Genomic DNA, 23,881 nt, shown 5'->3' with positions numbered 1-23,881 from the left:
ATGGCACGCGCAGATCGTCTGGAGCGGCTGGAGGCCCAGCGCGAGGAGGCCGAGGCCGACTATCGCGCGACGCTGATCGCGGCGCTCCGGGTGACGGCGGCGGGCCAATGGGGCCTGTTCGACCATCAGCAGGACCGCCACGCGCGGGCCAAGGCTGCCCCGATGCTGGCCGAGCTGAATGATCTGGCCGACAGCATCAACGCTATGCGCGAAAAACTCGGCATGGAGGAATTTGAACTCCACGCCGAGTTTTTGGCCGCGCGTGGTCCGGTACGGTCCGACGCGGTGGGCGAGCCGAAGAAGGCCGCCGCCTGGTTGGTCAAACTGGGGGCCTGATTAACCCCAGCGGTTGATCTCCGGCCCCGGCGCCCAGACCCTTTCGGGGTGGGCGGTGCCGGCGCGGGCAAGGGCAGATTGCACGCTGGGGCGGGCCGTCATGCGCGCCATCCATGCCTTGGCCAGCGGTCTATCGGCAAAGGCATCGGGCATGAGATCGACCATGCCGACCAGCCAGCCGTAGGTTTCAAAATCGGCAATCGTCAGCGGCCCGATCAGCCATTCGCGCCCATCGCCCAATTGCGTTTCGACCAGAGCGGCGGCGTCGGCAATCTTGACTTGGCTGTCGGCCTGCGCGGTCTCGGGAAAGGCTCCGCTGCGGGTGTCGGCCCAGCGCTGGCGCAGGTCGGCCGAGGCGATGGAGGCGGTGATCGCGTCAAAGGACGGGTCATCCATGGCCGCCAGAACCGGCGTCGCGTAGGCCCGATTGCCCAGAAAGGCGGCGGCGGGCGCGCATCTTTCGGTGATCCGGCGGCACCACATCATCATCTGCCAATGGGTATAGGCGTCCTTGGGCTGCAAGCCCGCGCCCGCCGCTTCGTCGAGATATTGGGCAAGGAACACCGATTCCTGACAAGCCTCGCCATCGACCACCAGCACCGGCCCTTCGCCCTCGACGCCAAGGTCGCGCGCCAGAGGTTCAGTTATGCCGGGGATCGTGTGGCGTTCGCCCGCCAGCAGGTTGATGGCGCGTGTCTCGATCTGATCCTCCAGCCCGCATTCGGCCAGCACCGCCAGAACCGACAGGCTCGGCCCGTTGGGCTCTCCATGATACAGCACGGCCATCAGTCGATCCCTTCCATAATCAGGCTGTAGCGATGGGCCAGATCTGTGCGCCCCATGGCCCATGTGCGCTTGACCGCCTCGCGCTGATAGACGCGTTTGAGCCAGCGCATGATGTTGGGCGTCTTGTCCCGCCCGGCCAGATCGGGCTGAGACAGCGGCAGCGAATAGGTGGAGTTGAAGATGTTGATGTCGGCAAGGCTGTAGGCGTTCGAGCCGACATAATCGCGCTTGCCCAATTCCTCTTCCAGCAAGGCGATGCCAAAGGCGACGCGGCGACGGCTCTCGGCCAGTTCGGCTTCGCCAAATTGCCCGCTGATCGCTTTGCGCCACGCCACGCGGCGTTCGGGCAGCGGAATGCGATCAATCGCGGCCTCAAGCTCTGCCGGATCGCGCTTGCGAACCATCGGGCCGACGAACACGCTCCATCCGATCATGGAAAAGCTGGGGCCAAGCCATTGGTCCATGAATTTCATCCACCAGCGGATGCGCCAGCGTTCGAGCGGATTGTCGGGCATCAGCGCGGGGCCGGCAAAGGCCTCGTTGACATATTCCATGATCGCGGTGGATTCGACCAGCACGCGCCCGTTATGCACCATAGCCGGGATCGTGCCCTGCGGATTGATGGCAAGGTATTCCGGCTTGTGCTGATCAAAGGCGAGCATGTCGATGTAATGGCTGTCGAAGGTGACGCCTTTTTCCATCAGCGCCAGCATCGGTTTGCCCGAATTGGCGTTGGGTTCCCAGTGATAGAGGGCGACGCTCATGCGTTGGCCCCCTTACTCAGCGACCAGCGGAACAGGTGATCGCGGGTGGAGAGACGCCGCTCATCTTGGCTGCGCATCCCGTGCAGGCGCAGGGCGAGGGACAGGGCGACATAATCGCTGCGCCGCGTCAGGCCCTCGATACGACCGACGGCGGCGACCCGGCGCGGGTCCAGACGCGCCTGCGCCAGATCGTGGCGCAGGGGGGTGGCGGATGCGGCGGCAAAGGCGGCGCTTTCGGGAATGCGGCTGTCATAGATCAGCAGGGCAGGGGCGGCGACGGCCAGCGCGGGCCGCGCCGCGATAAGGCCCGCCGCGCCCGCACCTTGCATCATCCGGCGGCGGGAGATGCGCAGCATCACTTTTTCCCCTTTATCGGCTTTTGCGCCAGATAGGCGGCCACCGCGTTCAATTCCGCATCGGTCAGGTCCACGCGGGTCTGTGCGGGCATGGCGCCCTTGCCGTTGCGGACCACCGCCTTGACGTAATCGGGCAGCAGGTCGTGGCGATTGGTCAGCACCCCGTCCGATGGCGGGCGTTTCAGCATCATCATCTGCTTGGTCAGCAGATTGGTGCCCATGCCGCCGGGAAAGTGGCAATAGCCGCAGGAATGTTCAAACACCGCCTTGGGGTCGCGCCCCGGTTGCAGACGGTCGCCCGCAGGCTGGGCGGTGCGGACCTGATAGGGCGGCAATTCGGGGACGCCGCCGGGCGCGGCCGCGAATGCGGCGGTGGGGGCGAGCAGGGCGACAGCCAGCAGAAAACGGCTCATTCCGCGCCCTCCTTCTGCAAGGCGCGATAGGCGGCGGGCCAGATACCCTGCTTGCCCGGCGCGATGATGCCGTTGGGGTCGAGCGCGTCCTTCACCTTCTCGCCAAAGCGACGCAGCGCGTGATCGTTGAAATCAAACGTGTCCATCACCCGGTCCATCCAGCCCAGATGGGTGCGATATTCGCCATAACCGGCCTTGGCCGTTTCGCTGATCAGCGCGTTGAACAGCTTTTTCATATTGTCCACCTGCGCCGCATTGTCGCGGTCATACATCAGCATATTGACATTATTGGCAAACCGCCCGCCGATGGTGAAGCTGGCATAGAAGTCGACATCGTGATCGGCGATGATCTTGCGGCTGCGCTTCAACTGTCCCATCACATGCTCGCCCGTGGCGGGAACGACAGGCGAGAAGCCCAGATGCGCGCCGCGTCCACCCACCCAGTCCGACATTTGCAGCGGCACCGCCGAAGGCGTGCCCAGCGCCAGATCAAGCGGCGGCTTGGGATCGCCCTGACGCCACCAACTCTCCATGGCCGGGGCCGAAAGGTGGCGCTTGAAGGCCGCCTTGATGACCTCGGCCTTGGCCTTGTTGACGCTTTCGTCGCCATAGAGGCGGATCGAGACGCGCCAGTAGCCAAGCTGATACTGCTTGAGCAATTCCTTGACGCGCCATTCGGGCATGGCGGTGGGCTTGTCCCAGAAATCCTTGCGCGTGCCCAGCACGACGATCTTGCCCAGCCAACTGGGGATGAACACGTTCTGATCGATCACGCCCGCAATTTTCAGCGGCGTCACCGTGTCGATCACCCAGCCGATGTCCTCCTCATTGGGGATGTCCCATGTCAGTTCGAGGCTGGTTTCGGGCGCGGGCTGCATCCACAGGCCTGCCTTGGTGACCACGCCCAGATTCGACTGGCTGAAGGCCAGATCCCATGTCGGGCCATAATTCATCGGGAAAAGGTGCCATGCCGGATTGTCCTTCATCGCGCCCATGCCGGTGCGCAGCAGATCGCCATCGGGCAGCACCGCCTCGATCCCGCACAGGTTGCGCGCGTGCAGGCCATAGGGCGTATAGCCTATGCCATGCTCCAGGGCGTTGCCGATCACGCTGCCCCAGCCGTTGCCGGGGACAGAGAGCCAGAGCGGGGCCTTTTGCCGCTCCACTTCGTCATGCAGGTCGAAAAAGCCCACGCCCGGTTCCACCACCGCATAGGCCAGTTTGGGGTCGAGTTCGAGGATGCGGTTCATCCGCCCCATGTCCAGCACGACCGAGCCCGCCATGCGCGGCGCGGCGGTGCCATAGCCAAGGTTCTTGCCCCGCGCGACAGGCCAGAGCGGCACTTTGTATTCATTGGCGATACGCACGATGGCGCGCACTTCCTCGACCGATGCGGGCGCCACGGCGGCCGAAGCGGGCCAGCGCTCGGCTGATCCGGGCGCATAGGCGTCGGCATAGGCATCGCGGTCGGCGTCGGATGACATGACCCATCCGGCCCCCACGACCCCGGCAAAAGCCTTGAGCGCAGCATCAAAGGATTGCGGGCTAACCCGCGGCGGCAGGGTCAGTTTCACGGACCTCTTCCTCTCCGTTTTTTATAACAATTGTTATTGATGATGCGCATCGCGCAGGCCGCTGTCAACCGGGAAAACGCATGGACAAAAAAAGGGGCGGACCTTTCGATCCACCCCCAAGATCGGGTCATAAATACAAATCTCAGAAAGACTTGCGCACCGAAATCGCCCATTCACGCGGACGGCCCACATTGCTGTAAACCGTGCCTGCCGAGGCATAAAGCGCCTGGAAGCGCAGCGGCAGATAGTAGTATTTGTCAAACAGGTTCGACACTTCAAAGCTGATCGCCAGATCCTGCTTGGGGTTCTTCCAGGTCACGCGCGCATTGGCGATGGCGATGACCGGGTTATATTCCAGCGGGCCGGTCACCGTCAGGCGGCCGATCTGCTGCTTGCCGGTATAGGCCAGATCGAAACGCGGGGTCAGCGTGCCGTTGCTGCCGCCCAGATCGGCCTTGTATTGGATGCCGAAGCTGCCGCGCCAGTTGGGCGAGGTGATCGGATCGGTCAGCTTGATCGAAGTGACCTGCGCGCTGATCCGGTTCCATTCGCCATCGATCCAGCTCAGGCTGGCGTCAATGTCCAGACCGTCGATTGGGCTTGCGCTCAATTCGCCTTCAAGGCCCCACATCTTGCCATCGCCCGCGTTCTGGATCGCGGCGCAGGGATAGGGATCGGTGCCCGCGGCAAAACCGTCAAGCAGCGAGCAATCCGAGATCGGCAGCTGGATGTTCTTGTAGTCATTGACAAAACCGGCAAGGTTCAGGCGCAGACGACGGTCGAACAGATCGCTCTTGAGGCCCAGTTCATAAGAGGTGAGCGTTTCGGGGCGGAACGTGCCATTGGTGGCCTGCGTCTTGGTGAAGGGACGCGCGGTGACGCCGCCGCCCTTAAAGCCGGTGCTGACCGTGGCATAGGCCATCAGTTGCGGGCTGAAGCGATAGTCGGCCGAAATGCGCCAGTCCAGCTTGTCACCATCATAATTGGCCACGCTGCCATTGAGCGCGCCCACGCCAAATGCATCGACCAGCGTGCCGCCCGACCAGTTCTGGCGCACAAATGTGTAGTCCTTGTGCTCGCTGGTATAGCGCAGGCCGCCCGTCACGTTGAGCTTGTCGGTGGGGTGCAGGATGACTGTGGCGAAACCGGCCTTGGAATTGGCCTTGACCGGGTCATTGCCCTGGAATTGCAGATAGAAGCTGGGTACGCCCGGCACGATGTAGCGGATGTCCTGACGGGTGAAATAGACCGAGGTCTGATCGTTGTAGAAACCGCCCACGGTCCATTCGGCCAGGTTGCCGATCTTGCCGTTCAGGCGCAGTTCCTGGCTGAAGAACTTGAAGGTAAGATCGTTGTAGCCGGCGCCCGCCACCAGCGAATAGGGGGTGAAATCATCGTCGGTGCCAAAGGTCTGATGATATTTGCGATAGGCGGTGATCGACTGAATGTTGAGGTTGTCGCTGATCGTGTACTTCAGGTTGCTCGACGTGCCCCAGCCGGTGAACATCGTGTTCGTCGGCATCGTATAGGCCTGACCGGCCTGACCGCCGGCGGGCATGTAGAAGTTGGCATAGGTGCAATAATTGCCGCAGCGGAAGTCGATGCCGCCGGTCTTGACCGTGTTGTCCACGGTCAGCACGCTGGCGGCGTTGCTGCGGTTTTCATAGGTGTAATCGCCCGAGATGATCCAGTCGATCTTATCATTCGGGTTGTAACGGATCGAGGCGCGCGCGCCGGTGTAATTCTTCTCGCCCAGCTTGCCGATCACGCAGCCCTTGCCGGTGTTGGCATTGGCCGTGATGCCCAGCGAATTGCCGGGGTTAGCGCAGCCATAGTCGATCATGTTCACATAGCCGTCCTGACGCTTGTGAACGCCCGAAACGCGCACGAACAGCGAATCGGTCAGCGCGAAATTCATGCTGCCGCGCAGGTCCAGGCGGTTGCGCGCGCCATAGGCCGCTTCGATGCTGCCCGAATTCTCCGCGCTCGGCTTGGTCGAGAACATCTTGATCGCGCCGCCGATCGAGTTACGCCCCGTCAGCGTGCCCTGCGGCCCGCGCAGCACTTCGACGCGGTCAAGGTCGAGCAGATCCATCACTGAACCGGTGAGCGAGGCGTAATAGACGTCGTCGATATAGATGCCCACGCCCGGTTCATAGGCGGGGTTGAAGTCATACTGGCCCACGCCGCGGATATAGGCCGCCATCGAGGAGCCGAAAGCGCCGCCCATTTGCGTGAGCTGCACGTTGGGGGCTTGGGCTGCAATCTGGCTGATGTCGGTCTGGTTGCGCGACTTCAAAAGGTCGGAATTAACCGCCGTGATCGATAGCGGCGTGTCCTGAAGCTTTTGCGAACGGAACTGAGCCGTCACGACGATCTCTTTCAGCCCATGCTCTGCGGCGGCGGCCGGGGCATCGGCGGGCGGAGCGTCGGCGGCTTCGGCGGCAAAGGCCGGCGCGGCGCTCAGTGCGCAGGCCAGCGCGGCCGTGGCGGCGGCCTGAGCGAGGCGCGCACGAGTAAAGATGCCAAAAGTCTTGGCCATGATTCCCTCTCCTATATCGGGCTTTTTCGCCCTGACGTTTGTGAGTGATACATACGATTTTGAACTTGGCAAGCAGGCTTCGGGGATTTTCTTGGGCCTAGCCCGCTTGATAAGGTTACTGATGCGAAAAGGTCACATTCGTTAATGTGAAAAAGGGAAAAAACTTGCCTTTTGCCCCCCGAATGTGGTTAGTTTCACCACCATGAACAGCAGTAACAGCATGCCCTCTTCCCCGCCCGAAGACGCCTCCTCTGAACCGGGTACCGCCCCGTCCGAAGACGGTCTCACCGAATTGCTCATCGGCCTGCTCAAATTGTGCAGCATGATCGGCGATCCGATGAAGGTAGGCGTGTGCGATCCGGTCGGCGCTTCGACCAATGAGGTCAAGGTGGTGATGGCGCTGGCGGGCGAAGGGCCGCTGGCCGGGCATGATCTGGTGCATATTACCGCCATGTCTGCGATGAATGTCAGCCGCGCGATTGCCGGGGCCAAGGCGCGCGGATGGGTGGAGGATTTCAACGATCCGGAAAATCGCCGCCGCCGCCCTGTCCGCCTGACTGCGGCGGGCGAGGGCGCCTATCGCCAGATGCAGCCGATGCTGCACGATGTGGCCGAAAGCCTGCTGGGCAAGCTGACGGTGAGACAGCGGCGGGAAATGGGGCATTTGACCGATCTGGTTCTGCGCCGTATCGCCGAATGGAATGCGGCGCAGCCTCAGGATCAGGCCGGTTCCTGAACCTGGCCGGCCAGTGCCGCGCCGAAACGCGGATGGGCGAAATGCATCGGCACATCATGGCGGTGCGGCCATGTCTGGCGCAGTTCCGATGTGCGGATTTCATCCGGGCCGATGGGGTTGGCCGGATAGCATTCGGTCAGCGGCTGAAGATGCGCGGTGGTCTTTGACCAGCCCGCTTCATAATCGCCCTGCCACTGCATCATGTAATCGAGGCGCTTGATCTTCCAGACGCCATTTTCCTTCACGTAATCATTCTCATAGATGCCGGCTTCCATGAACTGCAGCGGCAGACCCTGCGGCTTGAACTCGCGGCTTTCATGGCTGCCGCCAAACAGCATGCCGCGGAAACGGCCCTTGGCGGTCTGGCCATCGGGGGCGATGGTGATGATGTCCTGCATCTGGAAATGGTCGAGCAGGAAGCCATAGGCGGGGCCTTCTTCGCCCGGCGCCAGGAACAGCGATTTGAACCAGGTGCCATAGAGGCGATAGGCCCCTTCGCGGCCCTTGTAGATGCCTGAAAGGAAGATAACCTCGCCGTCTTCGGCAAACAGATTGGCCACATCTTCGGCCCGGTTAAAGTCGATATAGTAACCATAAGCCCAATGCAGGCGGCGGATCGCGTTGATATCCTCCAGCTCCTGCACGCGCCGCTCCAGCGCGGCCAGACGGGCGTCTGTATCTGCCATGTCACTCTCCCATATTGCCAGCCCGATTCCTTGGGGCTATTTGTATGCTATACTAACAATCATAATGCACTTGGCGAGAGGGAAAATGCATGAGCGATCAAACGAGAGACTGGACAGGGCGCGTGGCCTTTATCAGTGGCGGCGTATCCGGGCTGGGCTTTGGCATAGCGCGCGCCTTTGCGCTGGCGGGGATGCGGCTGGCGCTGTCCTATCGCAATGAAGACTATCGCAGCAAAGCCGCCGCATGGTTCGCGCAAAACGGTTTGGAAGAACCTCTGTGGCTTCGCCTCGACGTGACCGACCGTGAGGGCTTCGCCCGCGCCGCAGAGCAGGTCGAAGCCCATTTCGGCGCGGTGCATGTGCTGGTCAACAATGCGGGCGTCTCGGTCTTTGGCAATACCGCCGAGGCGACCCATGCCGATTACGACTGGATCATGGGGGTGAATTTCGGAGGCGTGGTCAATGGCGTGGTCTCCTTCCTGCCAGCCCTGCGCCGTGCAACCGGCCGCCGCCATGTCGTCAACATCGCCAGCATGGCCGCCTATCTCTCCGGCCCACAGGCGGGGATTTATACGGCCAGCAAATTCGCCGTGCGGGGCCTGACCGAATCCTTGCGCTATAACCTCGTGCCGCTGGGCATAGGCTGCTCGCTGGTCTGCCCGGCGCTGGTGGCGACGAATGCGTGGGACTCAGCCTTTCGCCGCCCCGCCGAATTTGCCCAGAGCGGCTTTGGTGAGGTTGACCGCGGCGCGCTTGAACATTTCGGCAAGGCTTTCTCGGCGGGGATGGACCCGCTGGAGGCAGGCCAGCGCATCCTGTCCGGTATGAGCGAGGAGAAGGGCTTGATCTTTACCCACCCCGAATTCGCCGAGGATTTCAAGGCGATCTATGAGGATAGTCTGGCCGCCTTGCCGTTGGATGAAACGCCGCCGGAGCGTCTTGAAGTTGAGCGGATGCGGCGGGCGGCGAATAAGGCTGCGCTGGAGGGGCGCGAGATTACGATCGCGGATTTGAATTAAGGAGGGAAAGGATGCCTCCGGCGGGCAAAGGGCGGGGGCCCTTTGCAATCCCATTTTGGGGTGGCGCCAAGTTGACCGCGCCGCAGGCAATGTCTTAAAGCCTGTGGCGCAGCAATGTTGCGCTTTGGGCGATATCGCGCACCACATAGACAGTAAGGGGATTGCAAAGGGACTCGTCCCTCTGCCCGCCGGAGGCCCCTTAACCTTTTACTCCCACCAATAAGCCGTCGCCCGCATCTCGATGCTCGACCGTGGCGGCGCATCCCCCGGCGCAGAGGGGTCGTTGAAGGCCACATGGGGAATATGGCGTGCTGCGGCCTCGTCGCTATCCTTGGTTTTGAACAGGATTGCCTCTCCGTCATGCATATCGGGATAATAATACCAGCGGTGCCCCGGATTATGCGCGACGACCAGCCCTTCGAAGCCCCATTCACGGCCATCGGGCTCGTCAAAGATAGCATCGGCCACGATCAGATCGCTTGGCCCCACGCTGCGCGCATCACACAGGGCGAGGGGCACGTCCTGCGGCGCGGGGGAGAGGGCGCGCCAGATGTTGATCGCGGCATAGCGGCGAAAGGGCCGCCCGCCCGCGCCGCGCTCAGCCATCATGCGCGATGAGCTATCGGCCACATCGATATGGGCAAAGCGGGCGGGGTGGGAATTGTTGCCGCTGCCCGCGAGGCCCGATTTCTCCGAAAAGCGCAGGATGCCGTGGGGCGAGACTTTGACCTCATCGGCCCCCGTCATGCGCTGGACCAGAGCTGCCAGTTCGGGCGCATAGATGCCTGCAATCTGCGCCGGATCACGCCAGTCCGACACCGCGCTGTCGTGCAGCGCCAGCGTGAACCCTTCGCGGTCGATGTCCGCATTCAAACCTCGCGCGCTTTCCACGCGCATCGGGTGTTCAACAATTTCCAGCACATCGCGGTGATGCGCATTGGCGTAATAGCGGGGCCGTTCCACCCCGCGTCCGGAATAGGTGATCTGGGCCAAGGGCATTGCGTGCCTCCTCAGGTCAGCGCGTAATAGCGCACATGGTTGCCATCCGGGCGGCGTTCGCCGATGCCGATGAAGATGTGGCGGGTCAGCCAGTCATGCTTGCCCTTGCTGGTTTCAAAGCTGGGCTGGGCGCGCAGGTAATATTCGGCATGCGGCACCGGGTCGCCCCCGGCAAAGGCCCATTGGCGCAAACGGTCCATCACGCCCGGTTCACGGCCCCAGAGGAATCCCTTGTTCTGCATATAGATCAACGTGCCGTCTTCTTCCTCCAGCATATAGCGGGCGTCGAAACATGCGGTGTCATCCGGGCGGAACAGCGCATAATCGCCGCCCGAATTGGGCACGGCGCGGCCTTTCAAACGGGGCCCTTCAAACGTGCCCTCGTCCACATAGACCGCGCTTCGCATCCCGCCAGAGGGAAGGTCGGGCACCATCTGCACCCGCGTAAAGCGCAAGGTACAGGCGAAGGCGAATTCGAGGCGGGGGTTTTCAAGCGTCGAAAATTCCATGGGGATCGGCCTCTAATAATTGGAAAGAATGGTCAGCGCCGGCCCGTCGAGCGGCTTCTTGGCCTTCACCTTGGCCAGTTCCTCAACGCGGGTCTTGGCTTGCAGGTCGATCAGATAGGCGTGGATCGCGTCGGCGTCCGCAGGCGTCAGGATGTCATTCCAGCGCGGCATCCCCCCCGGCACCAGCAGGCCGTCCAGCAGGATCTGGCGGAAGGCGTCATGCGTTCCGGGCTGCATCCGGCGCAGGTCGGGTGTGATCGAGCGGTGGCGGTTGGCGTGGCAGATCGCGCAATTGGCGAAGAACAGGCCTTGCCCGCGCGCGATGGTCTCGGGCGTAACGCCCGGCGCCTGCGCAGGCGGGGTGGGCGCCACGGTCAGCGCGGGCAGGCGGGGCGGGGGCGTCAGATGCGCCTTGCCCTCCAGCTTGAAAACCAGCAACCGGTTGGCATTGACCCGATTATACGCCGCCCCATAGCGCGGCACAAAGGGAAAGCCTCCGCCGCCCCAGCCCGCCGCTACGGCGATATATTGGGTCTTGCCGATGGTGTAGGTCATCGGTGCGGCAAGGATGCTGGTGCCGGTGTCGATGGTCTTGATGATGCGCCCATTGGCCGCATCACGCACCACCAATTGCCCCGCAACATTGCCATGCACCATCAACCCGCTGGCCGTGACCAGCGCGCCGCTGCGATCTTGCCAGCCTTTCATGTCGGCGGCCCAGACGGTCTTGCCGGTCAGTGGATCGAGCGCGCGCATCTGTGCCGTGCCGGGGTTCTTCACTGCCTCGGCAAAGGCGGGCAGGGCCTTGACCTGCGCGGCCAGAGGCGGGGGCAGGGTGTCCACCGCATCGCCCACATCGGTGGTGAAGATCAGCGCGGCATCATTGTTCAATCCGCGCGCCTTCAAGGGCTTCTGCCCCGGCGTCATGAAGATCAGATTGCCGATGTCCAGCACCGCGCCATAATAGAGCCCGGTCTTGGGGCTATAGGCCGCGCCATGCCAGTTGCGCGCGCCGGGCGTGCCGGGGAACACGATCTTGGGGCCGGTGGTGTAATCGGAACTTTCCGGCGTCAGATTGGGCCGCCCGGTTTTCAGATCCACCCCACTGGCCCAATTGACCCGCGCGATGGCGTTGGCGCGCAGCAATTGGCCGGTCCGCCGGTCGAGAACATACATGAACCCGTTCTTGGGCGCATGCAGGACCACCGGGTGATCCTCTCCATCCAGCTTCACATGGGTCAGCACCATCGGCTGTGTGCTGGTGAAATCCCAGTTGTCGCCGGGCGTTTCCTGATAATGCCATTTCATCGCGCCCGTCTTGGGGTCAAGCGCCACCACCGAGCCGATGTAGAGATTGTCACCGCCCGAGGGGCTGCGCTTGGATGTTGCATAAGGCCCGCCATTGCCGGTGCCGATCAGCACCAGTCCGGTTTCGGGATCATAGTTGATCGCATCCCAAGGCGCGCCGCCGCCGCCAATGTCCCAGCGGCTTTTCGGGTCCCATGTTTTGAGCGCGGCGTCGAGTTCGGGGCGCTCCTGTTGCCCCAGCGCCGGATCGCGCGGCACCACATGCCAGCGCCAGCGGATCTTGCCGGTTTTCAGGTCCAGCGCGGTGACATAGCCGCGCACGTCATATTCCGCGCCCGCCATGCCGATGATGACCACATCGCCCGCCACTTCGGGCGCGCCGGTGGAGTTGTCGCCCTTGGCGCGGTTTTCGATAAAGTCGGTTTTCCACGAGACCTTGCCGGTTTTGGCGTCCAGCGCATACATCCAGCCATCAAGCGCGGCGATGAACACCTTGCCATCGGCCACGGCAAGGCCCCGGTTGACCATATCGCAACAGGCGGTGCGGTTGAGCTGCATGTCCACTTGCGGCTCGAAGGCCCAGAGCAGGCGGCCAGAGGCGGCATCATGGGCATAGGCGCGGCCCGCCACGCCCGCAGTATAGAGCACGCCGCCCACCATCACCGGTGTCGCCTCCATGCCGCGCGTGGTGCCCAATTCGGCCATCCATGCAAGGCCGAGGCGCGTAGCATTGGCGGGGGTGATTTGCGCAAGGCGGCTGTAATGGGTCTTGCCAGCATCGCCGCCGGGGTTGGTCCATTGCGCGCCTGCGCCCTCCGGGGCTGGTTGGCCGGCGATCAGTTGCGTGGCCAGAGCGGCCAGCGCCAGCGCTGAAATCAGGCGCTTCATGACGGCAGTTCTTCCTGAGGCCAGGGGCTGGGCATGCGATAGGGGACGGTGATGAAATTGGCCTCGATCTGACAGATCATGCCGTGGTCGATCTTGAACAGCTCGGAAATATAGAAGGAATGCGGGCGGCGCACCGGGCTGTTGACCCAGCGCCCGTCGGTCAGTTGATAGCGCTCCAGCTTGCCCGAATGGTCGATGAAGCCGAAGGCCAGCACAAGGCCGCGTTCCTCATCCACCAGCGGAAAGCGGCGGGCACGCAGTTCATCGTCATAGCGGTAATTGCCCATGCGGAACTGTTCTTCGCAGCCCAGCGCCGAGACGGGGACGATTTTGGCGAAATCGGGGTTGCGCGTGGTCTGCACGCCATTTTCCACCCGGTTGCAATCGGGGTGAAACCGCGTGTGGATCGTGCCGTCGTTCAATTGCAACGTGTCGAAATAGCCATTCGACAGGCGAACCATTTCGGCGCGGTCCACCGGTGCGGTGGCGTCCTCTTCAAGGATGGGTTTCACCCAATAGCGCGGGTTTTCGAATTTGATGCCCGAATCGCTTTGGCGCACGATGCACATTTCGCATTCGGTAATCTGGCCCGCATCATTGACGGCGAGGCGCAGGGTGAAGCCTGATTCCTCAATCGCCTCGATGATCGTGCCGAAATAGCCGACTTGGCCCGTGCGTGTGTCGGCAAAGCGCAACTGGTATTCGCCAATGCCCGCAATGGTGTTCCACACGCCATCGCCGGGCTCCAGCATGACGTTGTTTTCCGAAAATTGCGTGTCGGGCGCCCATTCAACAGCGCCCGCATCGCGCGCCGCCAAAGCCGCCAGAAACCTGTCGAGCACGCGATAAAGCGCGGTCCGATCCATAACCTCTCCCCGATTTTTGGCGCGAGGGTGGGTGGGGTATGGTCCCTCGCGCATGGTTGCATCCTGTCTGGCATATGCTATCAATTGTTACAATAGCCATTGCGCGGCAACACAGGTTCATCGCGCAAAAACAACAGGCAGGGGAGAGATGCGATGGCGCGAAATGCGCAGGAAGAGGCGAATCTCGCGCTGGTGATCGAGATGTATCACAAGGTTTTGATCGCGATGGATTCGCAGGCCGTCGATCACTATATTGCGCCCGATTATGTGCAGCATTCCTCGCTGGCCGAGCCGGGCGTTGCGGCGCTCAAAAGCTTTCTCGACCATGTGCGGGCCGAAAGCCCCGATGCGCGGCAAACCATCCATCGCGCCATGGTCGATGGCGATATGGTGGCGGTGCATGTTCATGTCGAACGCTTTCCCGGCGATCCGGGGCTGGCCGTGGTGGATATCTTCCGCGTGGCGGACGGCATGATTGCCGAGCACTGGGATGTGTTGCAGGAAGTGCCCGCCCATCCGGTCAATCCGCTTCCTATGTTCTGAAAAAAACAGGAGAGTTTTCGATGCTGTCACTGGCTGCTTTGCTGCTGCTTTCCTCCGCGCCTGCTTCCCCCCCATCTGGCAAGGCGCCGGTCTGCAAACTGACCCCCAAACAGGTCGTCACCCGTTTCATGGATGAATTCTACATCAAGGGCGAGGTGCGCCACGCCTTCGAGACATGGGTTGACCCGACCTATATTCAGCACAACCCCTATGCCGCCAGCGGGCGCGATGCGGCGATTGCCTTTCTTGAACCCTTTATGAAGGCCAATCCCGGACACAAGGCGGAGATCAAGCGCATTCTGGCCGATGGCAATCTGGTGATGGTGCATACGCACAGCCGGATGAAGCCGGAAGAGCGCGGATCGGCGGTGGTCGATATTTTCCGCGTGAAGGGGTGCAAGGTGATGGAGCACTGGGACGTGTTGCAGCCGGTGCCGGAAAAGTCGGCTAACAATAACACGATGTTTTAAGGGGCCGGGCGATGGTGTCGATTTCGGGCGAATTTGTTGACCGCTGCGTGGTGGTGCTGGGCGGCACGGCGGGGATCGGCCTTGCCGCCGCGCGCCGCTTCCGCGAGGAAGGCGCGAAACTGGCCGTTACCGGGCGAAACATGGATGCGCTGCGCGATGTGGCCGAGGATCTCGACGCCCTGGCCATCCGCAGCGACATGGCCGATCCGCAGCAAAGCGCGGGCGCCATGGCCGAAATCGAGGAGGCGCTGGGCGGGATCGACGTGCTTTTCGTCAATGCGGGCGTAGGCGGATTTGCGCCGGTCGAGCAGGTCACCGAGGAATTCTGGGACCAGATCCATGACGTGAACCTGCGCGGGGCGTTCTTTGCGATTCAGCGCGCCCTGCCGCTGATGCGCGATGGTGGCGCCATTGTCATCACCGGCTCGATCGGTTCGCTGGCCGCTGTGCCGGGCAATGTCGTTTATGCGGCGGCCAAGGCGGGCCTGCGGGCGATGGCGCGCATTCTGGCCAAGGAATTGCTGCCGCGCCGCATCCGGGTGAATATGGTCAGCCCCGGCCCGACCGATACCGAAATCTTCAAACGCGACGCTTCGCCCGAAACTATCGCCGAAATGAAGGCAATGATGGCAGGTGTGGTGCCAATTGGTCGCATGGGAAGCTCAGAAGAGCTTGCCGAGGCTGTGTTGTTTCTTGCCAGCGCGCGCGCATCGTTTATCAATGGCGTCGACCTATTCGTCGATGGCGGCTGTATCGAGCTGCGTTGATGTCCGCTCTGTGAGAGGGGAAGGGGGCGTCGCCGTAATCTGGCCGGCGCCCCCTTTCGGGTTTTTGGCCCTTTCGGGTTTTAAAGCGCCGATGGCATCCCATCGAGCAGGATGGTTTTCAGCTCGGTATAGCCCAGCAGGCCCTCGATCCCGCCTTCACGGCCAAGGCCCGATTGCTTGAAGCCGCCAAAGGGCAGGCCGAAATCCATGCGCAGCCCGTTTTGTCCGACCGCGCCCGTGCGCACCGCCCGCGCGATGCGATAGGCAGCATCGACATCCTGTGTCAGCACCGAACCATTGAGGCCGAAGCTGGAATCATTGGCGATGCGAATGGCGTCAGCCTCGTCCTCATAAGGGATCAGCGCGAGGACCGGCCCGAAAATTTCCTCCTGCGCGATGCGGCTGGCATTATCGACGTTGGCAAACAGGGTCGGCTCGATGAAATAGCCCTTGGGCAGATGCGCCGGGCGAGCGCCGCCATGAACGAGGCGGGCGGTGCTTTTGCCCTCTGCAATATAGCTCTCGATCCGCTCCAATTGCCGCTTCATCGCCACCGGGCCAAGCTGGGTCGTCGGATCGTCGCTATGGCCGATCTTTACCTGCGCCATTTCGGCGGCAATCGCGGCGGCCAGTTCGTCATGGCGCACCCGGCTCACCAGCACGCGGCTGAGCATCGCACAGACCTGTCCGCTCATCATGCAGATGGTTCCGGCAAAGATCTTGGCGGCGATCGGAATCGGGAAATCGTCCAGCACGATGGCCGCCGATTTGCCGCCCAATTCCAGCGTGCAACGCGCAATCCGCTCGCCGCAGACCTGCGCGATGCGCTTGCCCGCCACGGTCGATCCGGTGAAGCTGACCTTGTCCACGCCCGGATTGCAGACCAGATGGTCCGAAGCCTCGCGGTGGCCCGTGACCAGATTGACCACGCCCGCCGGAACGCCCGCACTTTGCGCCGCTTCGGCGATGATATAGGCTTCCAGCGGGGTTTCCGGGCTGGGCTTCATGATGATGCAGCACCCGGCGGCCAGCGCATAGGCCACCTTGTTCAGCATGATGCCGTAAGGCCCGTTCCATGGCGCAATCGCGGCCACCACGCCCACCGGCTCATAGGCGACAAGGCCCACCGCCGCGCCCACCGTGGGGCGCTTTTCCACCCAGTCGAACCCCTCGGCCATGGCGATGATGCCGTCGAAGGTGGCGTTCGATCCGCCCTGCATGATGCCGGAAAAGCTGGCGAGGCCCCCCATCTGCATCGACCATGCCCGCGCCGTCTCGCCCACGCGGGCGTGCAGGATCGCGGCCATCTTTTTCATCACCGCCAGGCGTTCGCCGGGCTGCATCCGGGGCCATGGGCCGTGATCGAAGGCATGGCGCGCGGCCGCAACAGCGGCGTCCATATCCGCTTCATCGGCCTCGGCCACGGCGCTGACGACTTCCTCGGTATCGGGGCTGACCTGTTCGATCATCCGGCCCGAATGGGCGGTCACCCATGCGCCGCCGATGAACAGGCGGTCGGGGTGAGCAATTTTGGGTTCAACCGGGGTGATCTGGGGGAAGGGGGCGTTCATTTCGCATGTTCCATCGGTCGGGCGGCCGCGCGCAGCATATCGGCATGCGCCTCGATCAGAGTGCGCACCGAACGGGCCGGGCGGCCGGTGAGTTTTTCGACATCATCGCTGCAAATGGCGAGGAAACCCTCGCGGATCGCCGCGCCGAATGTGACCATGTCGTCGCTGTTCCATGGGATGCCGTTGACGCTCTGATCATCGACCGGGCGGCGGGGGATGCCCATCGCGTCGAAGATCGCATATTGCGCCTCGTCCGAGACGGACGTGTAGGCCAGCGGCACGCCGGTGATCTGTGACAGGATCGCCGTCACCTCGGCAAAGCTCTGCAAATCCGGCCCGGTGATGTTATAGATTCGGCCCGCATGGGTCTGCGATCCGGCGGCAATGTCGCGCAGCACCGCCACCGCGCTTTCCACGCAATCCTCGCGCCAGACCATCGCCTCGCGCCCATCGCCCGCGTTTGAAATCCATTGGCCGCTGCTCATCACGCCCGGCCCTGCCATCACGATCATCGCATCGGCATAATGCGCATCGCGCAGCATGGTCCAATCCATGCCGCTCTCGCGGATCAGGCGTTCGGTCTCGATATGGTCATGGCGCACCTCAGCGGGGTTGGCCGGATCGTCGATGCCGATGAAGCTGGTGTAGAGGATGTGGCGAACCCCCTGCGCGGCGGCGGCATCAATCGCGGCCTTGTGCTGGGCCACGCGCGCGCCCACCCGCGTGCCGGAAATCAGCAGCATGGTGTCCGCCCCCGCCACGGCATCGGCCAGCGTTTCGGGCCGGTCGAAATCGCCATAGCGGACGGTGCAGCCCTGCGCCTCGCGCTCGGCCAATTTGGCGGGGCTGCGGGAGATCAACACCAGCCGATCCCCCAGACCTGCCGCGATCAGCCGGTCGGTGACGCCGCGACCATATTGGCCGCTGGCGCCGGTGATAACGATCCTGCCCATGGCTTACTCCGCCGCTTCCAGAGCGCCCTGCGGCACCCACCAGCCATGGACCTGCGGGCGCAGGCGGGCAGGGATGGCGACCTTGGCCACCGGGCCTTTGTGCAGCGCGCCCGCATCGAGCACCCATGCGGCATGTTCGAACTGATTATCGCCGGTCTGATGGTCGACGATGGTGACAATATAGCCCAGATGATCGGGATCATGGGCGGGCACATGCACCGGCTCGTTCAGGCTCCAGCCCACCGGCAGCGGCAGGGCATCGACGACCTGACCCGGCCCGCCGGTGAAATCGAGCCGGACGATCATGTTGAACATGGCCCCCACCGGGCCGCCCGCCAGCGGTGGCCCCTTCATCTGCGGGTCCATGGTCAGCATCCAGCCATAGGGATTGGGGCACCCCTGAAACCGCGCCGGGATCAGGGGAAAATCGCCCGGAGGCCCGACCACGCTTTGCGTCACATCGCTGGCGTCACCTTTCGGATCGACGCTCCAGCGGGTCAGCGCGCCCTGCACCTCCCACGGGGCCATATGGATGCCCGAAGCCTCGCGGATGAAGGGGAAGGCGTTGGTGTTCGACAGGCACTGGTCGAAATGGATGATGCCGTTGGCGTCTTCAAAGGCGTTCAGGAAGTGATAGGCCGAAACGCCCTTGGGCCCCTTGAACCAGCGCATTTCCGAGACATCGCCATAGCGCGGCATCACGCCCAGCCAACTGTCCGTCTCCATCTCATGCACCCAATGATCGCCGCCCGCCTTGAGCCGTTCGAGCGAGCAGGTGGTGGGATAGATGGGAAAGAGCGCGTAATTCTCGGTGATCGCGAAATCATGCATCATCGCGCAATAGGGCGCATCGAACCATTGCTCGCTGGTCAGATTGCCCTGCGCATCGACGATCAGATAGGCCACCTTGGTGCTGGCCGGGCCATCGGCCTCATAGCCATAGAGGAACATCTCGCCCGTCTGCGCATCGATGCGGACATGGGCGGTGACGGTCTGCGATTTCAGCTTTCCGCCAAAGTCATAGGAGCCGCGCGTTTCCAGCGTGACCGGGTCGATTGCGTAGGGGCGGCCATCCTCCTTGGTCATCAGCAGGCGCCCGGCGTGCCAGACCGGCGTGGTGTTGGCCACGGTGCGGTCGACGCCCGCCACATCGGCGTCATCGGTGAAAGGGTTGCGATAGCGGCCAAAGCGCGCGCGGCCCTTTTCCTCCTCGGCGATCCAGCGCGCGGTGCGGACATAGCGGATCGCGTAATCCACGGTGTTGTCGGCGTTGAAGGAGACGCGGCTGATCATGCCATCGCCCGACAGCACATTGTCATCGTCGAACTTGGGCGCGAAATGCGGATCGGGCACGGCGCGATAGAAGCTGCCCAGCACCTCGGGCGGCAGAGTGCCTTCGACCGACAGGCCCGTGAACGAGAGTTCCTGTCCGACCGGTTGATTAAGGCCGACAAAATGCGGCGTTTGCGGGAATTGCTTTGCGGTTGCGGGCGCGTCGGCCCCTGCGATTGTTGCCATCATCCTCACCCTTTTATCGTAACGTTTGTTAGCATCTTATGCGCTTTGCCGCGTCATGCAATCCCCTTTTGATGACGCGGGTCGCAAATTGTATCGCCCCTTCCGGCACGGTTGAATTATCTCCGTTTCTGCGCCAGCTTGGCATTCGAAAAAGGGCGGGCCGCGCGGGTCTGCGCAATATCAGGAGAGCATTTCCATGTGCGACGAACTCACCATCGCTGATGAAGACGCCAGTGCCGTCGGGCATGGCCTGTCGCGCCGCCAGTTTGCCGCCTTGAGCGCTGCAGGCGCCGCCGCCGCCATGGCCGGGGCCGAGCAGGCGATTGCCGCAGGCGCGGCGCTGAAGGAAAGCGCGGTGGCCATCACCACGCCCGATGGCACATGCGACGCCTTTTTCGTCCACCCCGCCACCGGCAAGCATCCCGGCATCATCGTCTGGCCCGACATTGCCGGTTCGCGCGATGCCTATAAGGTGATGGCGCGGCGTCTGGCCTCGGATGGTTATGCGGTCTTGTTGGTCAACCATTACTATCGCACGGCCAAGGCGCCGCTGCTGGCCACGATGGCCGAATGGCGCACCCCTGCGGGCGGTGAGAAGCTGAAGCCCGCGATTGCCGCGATCACCACGCCCGGCATTATCAGCGATTCCAAGGCCTTTGTGGGCTGGCTGGACAAGCAGGCGGTGGTCGATACGAAGCGCAAGATGGGCTCGGCGGGCTATTGCATGACGGGCAGCTACACCGTGCGCACGGCAGCCGCGAACCCGGACCGCGTGACGGCCTGCGCCAGTTTCCATGGCGGCGGATTGGTCAGCGAAGCGCCCGACAGCCCGCACAAGCTGATCGCGGCGACCAAGGCGGGTTTCCTCTTTGCCATCGGCAAGAATGACGATGCGCGCAGCCCCGGCGACAAGGACGCGCTGAAGGCCGCCGCTGCTGCTGCCGGTCGTCCGGCGGAGGTGGAAGTGTACAATGCCGATCATGGCTGGTGCACGCTGGACGGCGCGACCTATAATAAGGAAGAGGCCGACAGGGCCTATGCCCGCCAACTGGCGCTTTTTGCCAAGCTGTAAAGAAAAAGGGGGAGGTTTTCGGCCTCCCCCTTCCTGGATCAGAAGTCCTTTTTCAGCGTGACCGCCCATGTCCGCGGCAGGCCGGGCGCACCCGACACCGTGCCGATCGACACATAATTCGCGGTCATCGAGGTGAAGTAGTACTTGTTGAAGATGTTGCGCACCTCGACGCTGGCGGTCCAGCCATCGGCGGCGCTCTTCCACGTGATCCGGCCGTTGCCCAGGAAATAGCCGTTGATCCGGTTGGTCGCCATCTGCGTGGCCAGCGATCCGCCGCCGCCATTGGTGGCCGTGCTGGTGGAAACCACGGCGCTGTCGACATTGGTGGGGTCGACATAGATGTGCGACTGGTAGTTGCCATCTGCGCGCAGCGAGAGCGTGCCCTTCAGGACATCGGGGATGTCATATTGCACGCCCGCGTTCCACTTCCACTTGGGGGTATAGGGGGGCACGAAGCTGGCCTGAACCCCGGTGCTGGCGGTGTCCACGGTGGTATATTTGAAATCGAGATAGGACAGCGAAGCGTCGAAGGTCAGCCCGGCGGTGGGCCGGATCGTCGTTTCGATTTCAAAGCCCTTCACATGGGCCGAGCCGACATTCTTGGGTTGCAGGCAGGGCGTTGCCGGGAAACCAAGCGTGTTGGGGCAATTCAGCACGGTCAGGATGATATTCTTGTAATCATTGTAGAAGGCCGACACGTTGAAGCGCAATTTGCGGTCGAACAGGTCGGACTTGAAGCCCGCCTCATAGGCCACGATGGTCTCGGGCTGGAAGGACTGGGCCTGATTGATATAGAACGGGCGCGGATTGACGCCGCCCGCGCGATAGCCTGTCGAAACCTGAGCATAGGCCATCAGTTGCGGGCTGAAACGATAGTCGCCCGCGATGCGCCAGTCTGTGCGCTGCTTTTCGAAATGGGCGTTCAGGCCGTTGAGGGCGGCGATGGCGCAATTCGAAGGCTGGCCTACGACAAAGGGATAGCCGGTGCAGGGCAGGATGGGCGAACCATCGGGATTGTGCCGCGAATAGGTGTAATCCTTGGTGTCCCAACTGGCGCGGATGCCGCCGGTGATGGTCAGCGCCTCGGTCAGCTTGCCTGAGACGTTGGCGAAGACCGCCTTGTTCGTGGCGGGCGTGGTGTCCGGCCCGTGCAGGAAGTCGATGCCCGCATAATTGAGGTCGATGCGCCCGGTATAGGTGCCCTTGGCGTGGAAATAGAAGCCGCCCACCGTGTAATCCAGACGGCGGTTCAAGGCCTTGCCGGACAGGCGGATTTCCTCGCTCCACTGGGTGTTGGCCTGCGCCTGCTCCAGCATGGATGGCTGGACCGGGGCGCCTTCGGCAAAGGCCCATGAGGAGTTGTAATGGCGATAGGCGCTGATGGATTTGAGCGCCAGATCATCGGCCAGCGTCCAGTCGATGGTCCCGGCAAAGCCGTAATTGTCGAGGTTCGAATGCGGGTTCAGCGTCAGTGGCTTATAGGGCATCTGGCTGTCCGATGCCGCATTGTCGAAGAAGGTGGCATAGGAGACATAGCGCCCGTCATATCCGGCGGGCACAGTGTCGCAACTGTTCACGCCGCTGGTGACAAAGGCGCAGTTCAAGGGAATCGAGGCGCCGTTGGTGCCGCGCAGCCACGGGCGGGCGGGCGATTTGCTGACCGGCGACCCTGCGAATTGCGCGATGGAATTGCCATAGACCAGCACCGTCGCGCCCGGCTCGTCACGCTGGCGGGTATAGTCGCCCGAGACATTGACCTCGACATTGGTGGAGGGCTGCCAGCGCAGCGCCACCTTGCCCGCGGTAAAGCTGGTGCCGCCCAGCGTGCCCAGCACGGGGCTGTCGCCGGTGGCCTGTGTGGGCACATTCGATCCGGGGTGGGTCTTGGCATAGTCGAGCCGCTTCACATAGCCGTCGCGGTTCTTGGTCGCGCCCGACACGCGCAGGAACAGATTGTCGGCCAGCTTCAGGTCGAAAAACGCGCGCATGTCGATGCGGTTGAACGAGCCGTAGGTGCCCTCGACCATGCCCTTGCCATTGCCCTGGGGCTTGACCGAATAGAGCTTGATCGAGCCGCCCAGCGAGTTGCGGCCCGAGAGCGTCCCTTGCGGCCCGCGCAGCACCTCGACCCGGTCGAGGTCCATCAGGTCGAGCAGCGAACCGGTAAGGGTGGGCAGATAGACATCATCGATATACATGCCCACGCCCGGTTCGAGCGCAAAGTTGGGGTCGGTCTGGCCCACGCCGCGGATAAAGGCGATGATGCCCGGCCCCAGATAGGCGTTTTGCGGGGTCAGCGTGACATTGGGTGTTTGGGCCGCCACTTCGGCCACATTGGTCTGCCCCCGCGCGGCCAGCGACGCCCCGGTCATCGCGGTGATGGCCAGCGGTGTGTCCTGCAGCTTCTGGCTGCGGAATTGCGCTGTGACGACGATTTCACCGGTGGTGACGTCTTTTTTGGCCTGCTCGGTTTGAGCATGGGCGGTGGTGGCGGTTGCGATCATCGCAACGCAAGCGCCAGACAGGTAAAGCCCCCTGATACCGATCATGATGCATCCTCTCATAGGTGCGCGGCGAATCCCTAGCACGCCGCGTCAAAGTCTGTTTATCGCGTTTGTGAAAATTTCAGCAATGTGATTGTTATTCCCAATCCCATTTTCCCCGCCACCGCGACATTCTTGCCGCAGTCACCGTAAGGCTGCGTCAAGGGGGCGAACGGCTTGCGCGCTTGCGGGCCTCCCCCCATATATCCGGGCAGCAAAGGAGAACTCCCCTATGTCCGATTCCCAAAGGGCTGACCCCGACATGCCCCACACCGAGGAAGAATGGCGCGCGCGCCTGAGCCCGATGCAATATCATGTGCTGCGCGAAGGCGGCACCGAGCGCGCCTTTACCGGCGAGTATGAGGGCAATAAGGCGGCGGGCGAATATCTGTGCGCGGGCTGCGGCGCGCCGCTCTTCTCGTCGGACACCAAGTATAATTCCGGCTCGGGCTGGCCCAGTTTCTACGCCCCCGAGGGCAGCGACGCGATCCTTGAACACCGCGACATGTCCCATGGCATGATCCGCACCGAGGTGCGCTGCGCGCGCTGCGACGGCCATCTGGGCCATGTCTTTCCCGATGGTTCGCAACCCACCGGCCTGCGCTATTGCATCAACAGCGCCAGTCTGGATTTCGAGCCACGAGACTGACCGCCCTGTTTTT

23 protein-coding genes are annotated in these 23,881 nt (G+C 62.8%); 8 read left to right on the top strand and 15 right to left on the bottom strand.

The window, feature by feature from the left end; translation table 11 throughout:
• Positions 1–336, top strand: a complete 336-nt coding sequence (locus FHW96_RS16685) for a hypothetical protein (protein WP_172341712.1) — start codon at positions 1–3, stop codon at positions 334–336.
• Here FHW96_RS16685 and FHW96_RS16680 read toward each other — a convergent pair whose 3' ends face one another.
• The 6 genes from FHW96_RS16680 to FHW96_RS16655 form a co-directional block, all read right to left on the bottom strand.
• Positions 337–1,122 (bottom strand): glutathione S-transferase family protein, encoded by a 786-nt coding sequence (locus FHW96_RS16680; RefSeq protein ID WP_253951024.1) that lies wholly within the window; start codon positions 1,120–1,122, stop codon positions 337–339.
• Complete coding sequence (locus FHW96_RS16675) at positions 1,122–1,886, bottom strand: glutathione S-transferase family protein (protein WP_172341711.1); 765 nt, start codon at positions 1,884–1,886, stop codon at positions 1,122–1,124. Before FHW96_RS16675 ends, FHW96_RS16680 begins: the two co-directional genes overlap by 1 nt.
• Positions 1,883–2,242, bottom strand: coding sequence for a hypothetical protein (locus FHW96_RS16670; RefSeq protein WP_172341710.1), 360 nt, complete (start codon positions 2,240–2,242; stop codon positions 1,883–1,885). The genes FHW96_RS16675 and FHW96_RS16670 overlap by 4 nt, the downstream gene beginning before the upstream one ends.
• Positions 2,242–2,655, bottom strand: coding sequence for a cytochrome c (locus tag FHW96_RS16665; protein ID WP_172341709.1), 414 nt, complete (start codon positions 2,653–2,655; stop codon positions 2,242–2,244). Before FHW96_RS16665 ends, FHW96_RS16670 begins: the two co-directional genes overlap by 1 nt.
• A complete protein-coding gene (locus FHW96_RS16660; protein ID WP_172341708.1) occupies positions 2,652–4,229 on the bottom strand; it encodes an FAD-binding protein in 1,578 nt (525 codons plus the stop codon). Before FHW96_RS16660 ends, FHW96_RS16665 begins: the two co-directional genes overlap by 4 nt.
• 142 nt (positions 4,230–4,371) lie before the next feature.
• Positions 4,372–6,771, bottom strand: coding sequence for a TonB-dependent receptor (locus FHW96_RS16655; RefSeq protein WP_172341707.1), 2,400 nt, complete (start codon positions 6,769–6,771; stop codon positions 4,372–4,374).
• Positions 6,772–6,973: 202 nt separating this feature from the next.
• Here FHW96_RS16655 and FHW96_RS16650 point away from each other — a divergent pair, with 202 nt between their 5' ends.
• Complete coding sequence (locus FHW96_RS16650; RefSeq protein WP_172341706.1) at positions 6,974–7,507, top strand: MarR family winged helix-turn-helix transcriptional regulator; 534 nt, start codon at positions 6,974–6,976, stop codon at positions 7,505–7,507.
• Here FHW96_RS16650 and FHW96_RS16645 read toward each other — a convergent pair.
• Positions 7,492–8,193, bottom strand: coding sequence for a nuclear transport factor 2 family protein (locus FHW96_RS16645; protein ID WP_172341705.1), 702 nt, complete (start codon positions 8,191–8,193; stop codon positions 7,492–7,494). The two genes, FHW96_RS16650 and FHW96_RS16645, sit on opposite strands and share 16 nt — an antisense overlap.
• Before the next feature lie 89 nt (positions 8,194–8,282).
• Here FHW96_RS16645 and FHW96_RS16640 point away from each other — a divergent pair, with 89 nt between their 5' ends.
• Entirely contained in the window at positions 8,283–9,212 is a 930-nt protein-coding gene (locus FHW96_RS16640; RefSeq protein WP_172341704.1) for an SDR family oxidoreductase, read from the top strand.
• Positions 9,213–9,419: 207 nt separating this feature from the next.
• On the opposite strand, the gene FHW96_RS16635 is transcribed toward FHW96_RS16640, so the two are convergent.
• From FHW96_RS16635 to FHW96_RS16620, 4 genes are read right to left on the bottom strand one after another with little or no spacing between them, the layout of a single operon-like run.
• Positions 9,420–10,211 carry a CmcJ/NvfI family oxidoreductase gene (locus FHW96_RS16635; RefSeq protein WP_172341703.1) on the bottom strand — a complete coding sequence of 264 codons (792 nt, stop codon included), beginning with the start codon at positions 10,209–10,211 and terminating at the stop codon, positions 9,420–9,422.
• An 11-nt stretch (positions 10,212–10,222) separates the two neighbouring features.
• The gene (locus tag FHW96_RS16630) at positions 10,223–10,720 is read right to left on the bottom strand and encodes a DUF3237 domain-containing protein (RefSeq protein ID WP_172341702.1); all 498 of its coding nucleotides are present in this window, start codon (positions 10,718–10,720) and stop codon (positions 10,223–10,225) included.
• A gap of 12 nt (positions 10,721–10,732) precedes the next feature.
• The gene (locus FHW96_RS16625; RefSeq protein WP_172341701.1) at positions 10,733–12,916 is read right to left on the bottom strand and encodes a PQQ-binding-like beta-propeller repeat protein; all 2,184 of its coding nucleotides are present in this window, start codon (positions 12,914–12,916) and stop codon (positions 10,733–10,735) included.
• Positions 12,913–13,782: a hypothetical protein gene (locus FHW96_RS16620; protein ID WP_172341700.1), complete on the bottom strand. Its 870-nt coding sequence runs from the start codon at positions 13,780–13,782 to the stop codon at positions 12,913–12,915. The genes FHW96_RS16625 and FHW96_RS16620 overlap by 4 nt, the downstream gene beginning before the upstream one ends.
• Before the next feature lie 153 nt (positions 13,783–13,935).
• Between FHW96_RS16620 and FHW96_RS16615 the strand changes: the two genes are divergently transcribed.
• The 3 genes from FHW96_RS16615 to FHW96_RS16605 are packed head-to-tail and all read left to right on the top strand — an operon-like array spanning position 13,936 to position 15,562.
• Positions 13,936–14,325, top strand: coding sequence for a nuclear transport factor 2 family protein (locus FHW96_RS16615; protein ID WP_172341699.1), 390 nt, complete (start codon positions 13,936–13,938; stop codon positions 14,323–14,325).
• 20 nt (positions 14,326–14,345) lie between these two features.
• Positions 14,346–14,795, top strand: coding sequence for a nuclear transport factor 2 family protein (locus FHW96_RS16610; RefSeq protein ID WP_172341698.1), 450 nt, complete (start codon positions 14,346–14,348; stop codon positions 14,793–14,795).
• An 11-nt stretch (positions 14,796–14,806) separates the two neighbouring features.
• Entirely contained in the window at positions 14,807–15,562 is a 756-nt protein-coding gene (locus FHW96_RS16605) for an SDR family NAD(P)-dependent oxidoreductase (protein WP_172341697.1), read from the top strand.
• Positions 15,563–15,642: 80 nt separating this feature from the next.
• On the opposite strand, the gene FHW96_RS16600 is transcribed toward FHW96_RS16605, so the two are convergent.
• From FHW96_RS16600 to FHW96_RS16590, 3 genes are read right to left on the bottom strand one after another with little or no spacing between them, the layout of a single operon-like run.
• Complete coding sequence (locus FHW96_RS16600) at positions 15,643–17,133, bottom strand: aldehyde dehydrogenase (protein WP_172341696.1); 1,491 nt, start codon at positions 17,131–17,133, stop codon at positions 15,643–15,645.
• A complete protein-coding gene (locus tag FHW96_RS16595; protein ID WP_172341695.1) occupies positions 17,130–18,086 on the bottom strand; it encodes an SDR family oxidoreductase in 957 nt (318 codons plus the stop codon). Before FHW96_RS16595 ends, FHW96_RS16600 begins: the two co-directional genes overlap by 4 nt.
• Positions 18,087–18,089: 3 nt before the next feature.
• Complete coding sequence (locus FHW96_RS16590) at positions 18,090–19,607, bottom strand: carotenoid oxygenase family protein (protein ID WP_253951023.1); 1,518 nt, start codon at positions 19,605–19,607, stop codon at positions 18,090–18,092.
• A gap of 193 nt (positions 19,608–19,800) precedes the next feature.
• Here FHW96_RS16590 and FHW96_RS16585 point away from each other — a divergent pair, with 193 nt between their 5' ends.
• Entirely contained in the window at positions 19,801–20,676 is an 876-nt protein-coding gene (locus tag FHW96_RS16585) for a dienelactone hydrolase family protein (protein ID WP_172341694.1), read from the top strand.
• A gap of 38 nt (positions 20,677–20,714) precedes the next feature.
• Here FHW96_RS16585 and FHW96_RS16580 read toward each other — a convergent pair whose 3' ends face one another.
• A complete protein-coding gene (locus FHW96_RS16580; RefSeq protein ID WP_172341693.1) occupies positions 20,715–23,225 on the bottom strand; it encodes a TonB-dependent receptor in 2,511 nt (836 codons plus the stop codon).
• A gap of 226 nt (positions 23,226–23,451) precedes the next feature.
• Here FHW96_RS16580 and msrB point away from each other — a divergent pair, with 226 nt between their 5' ends.
• Positions 23,452–23,868: a peptide-methionine (R)-S-oxide reductase MsrB gene (msrB, locus tag FHW96_RS16575; RefSeq protein ID WP_172341692.1), complete on the top strand. Its 417-nt coding sequence runs from the start codon at positions 23,452–23,454 to the stop codon at positions 23,866–23,868.
• The last annotated feature ends 13 nt before the right edge of the window (positions 23,869–23,881 follow it).

Source organism: Novosphingobium sp. SG751A (assembly GCF_013149295.1).
Lineage (GTDB): Bacteria > Pseudomonadota > Alphaproteobacteria > Sphingomonadales > Sphingomonadaceae > Novosphingobium.
This window is presented reverse-complemented; position numbering and strand designations above follow the sequence as displayed.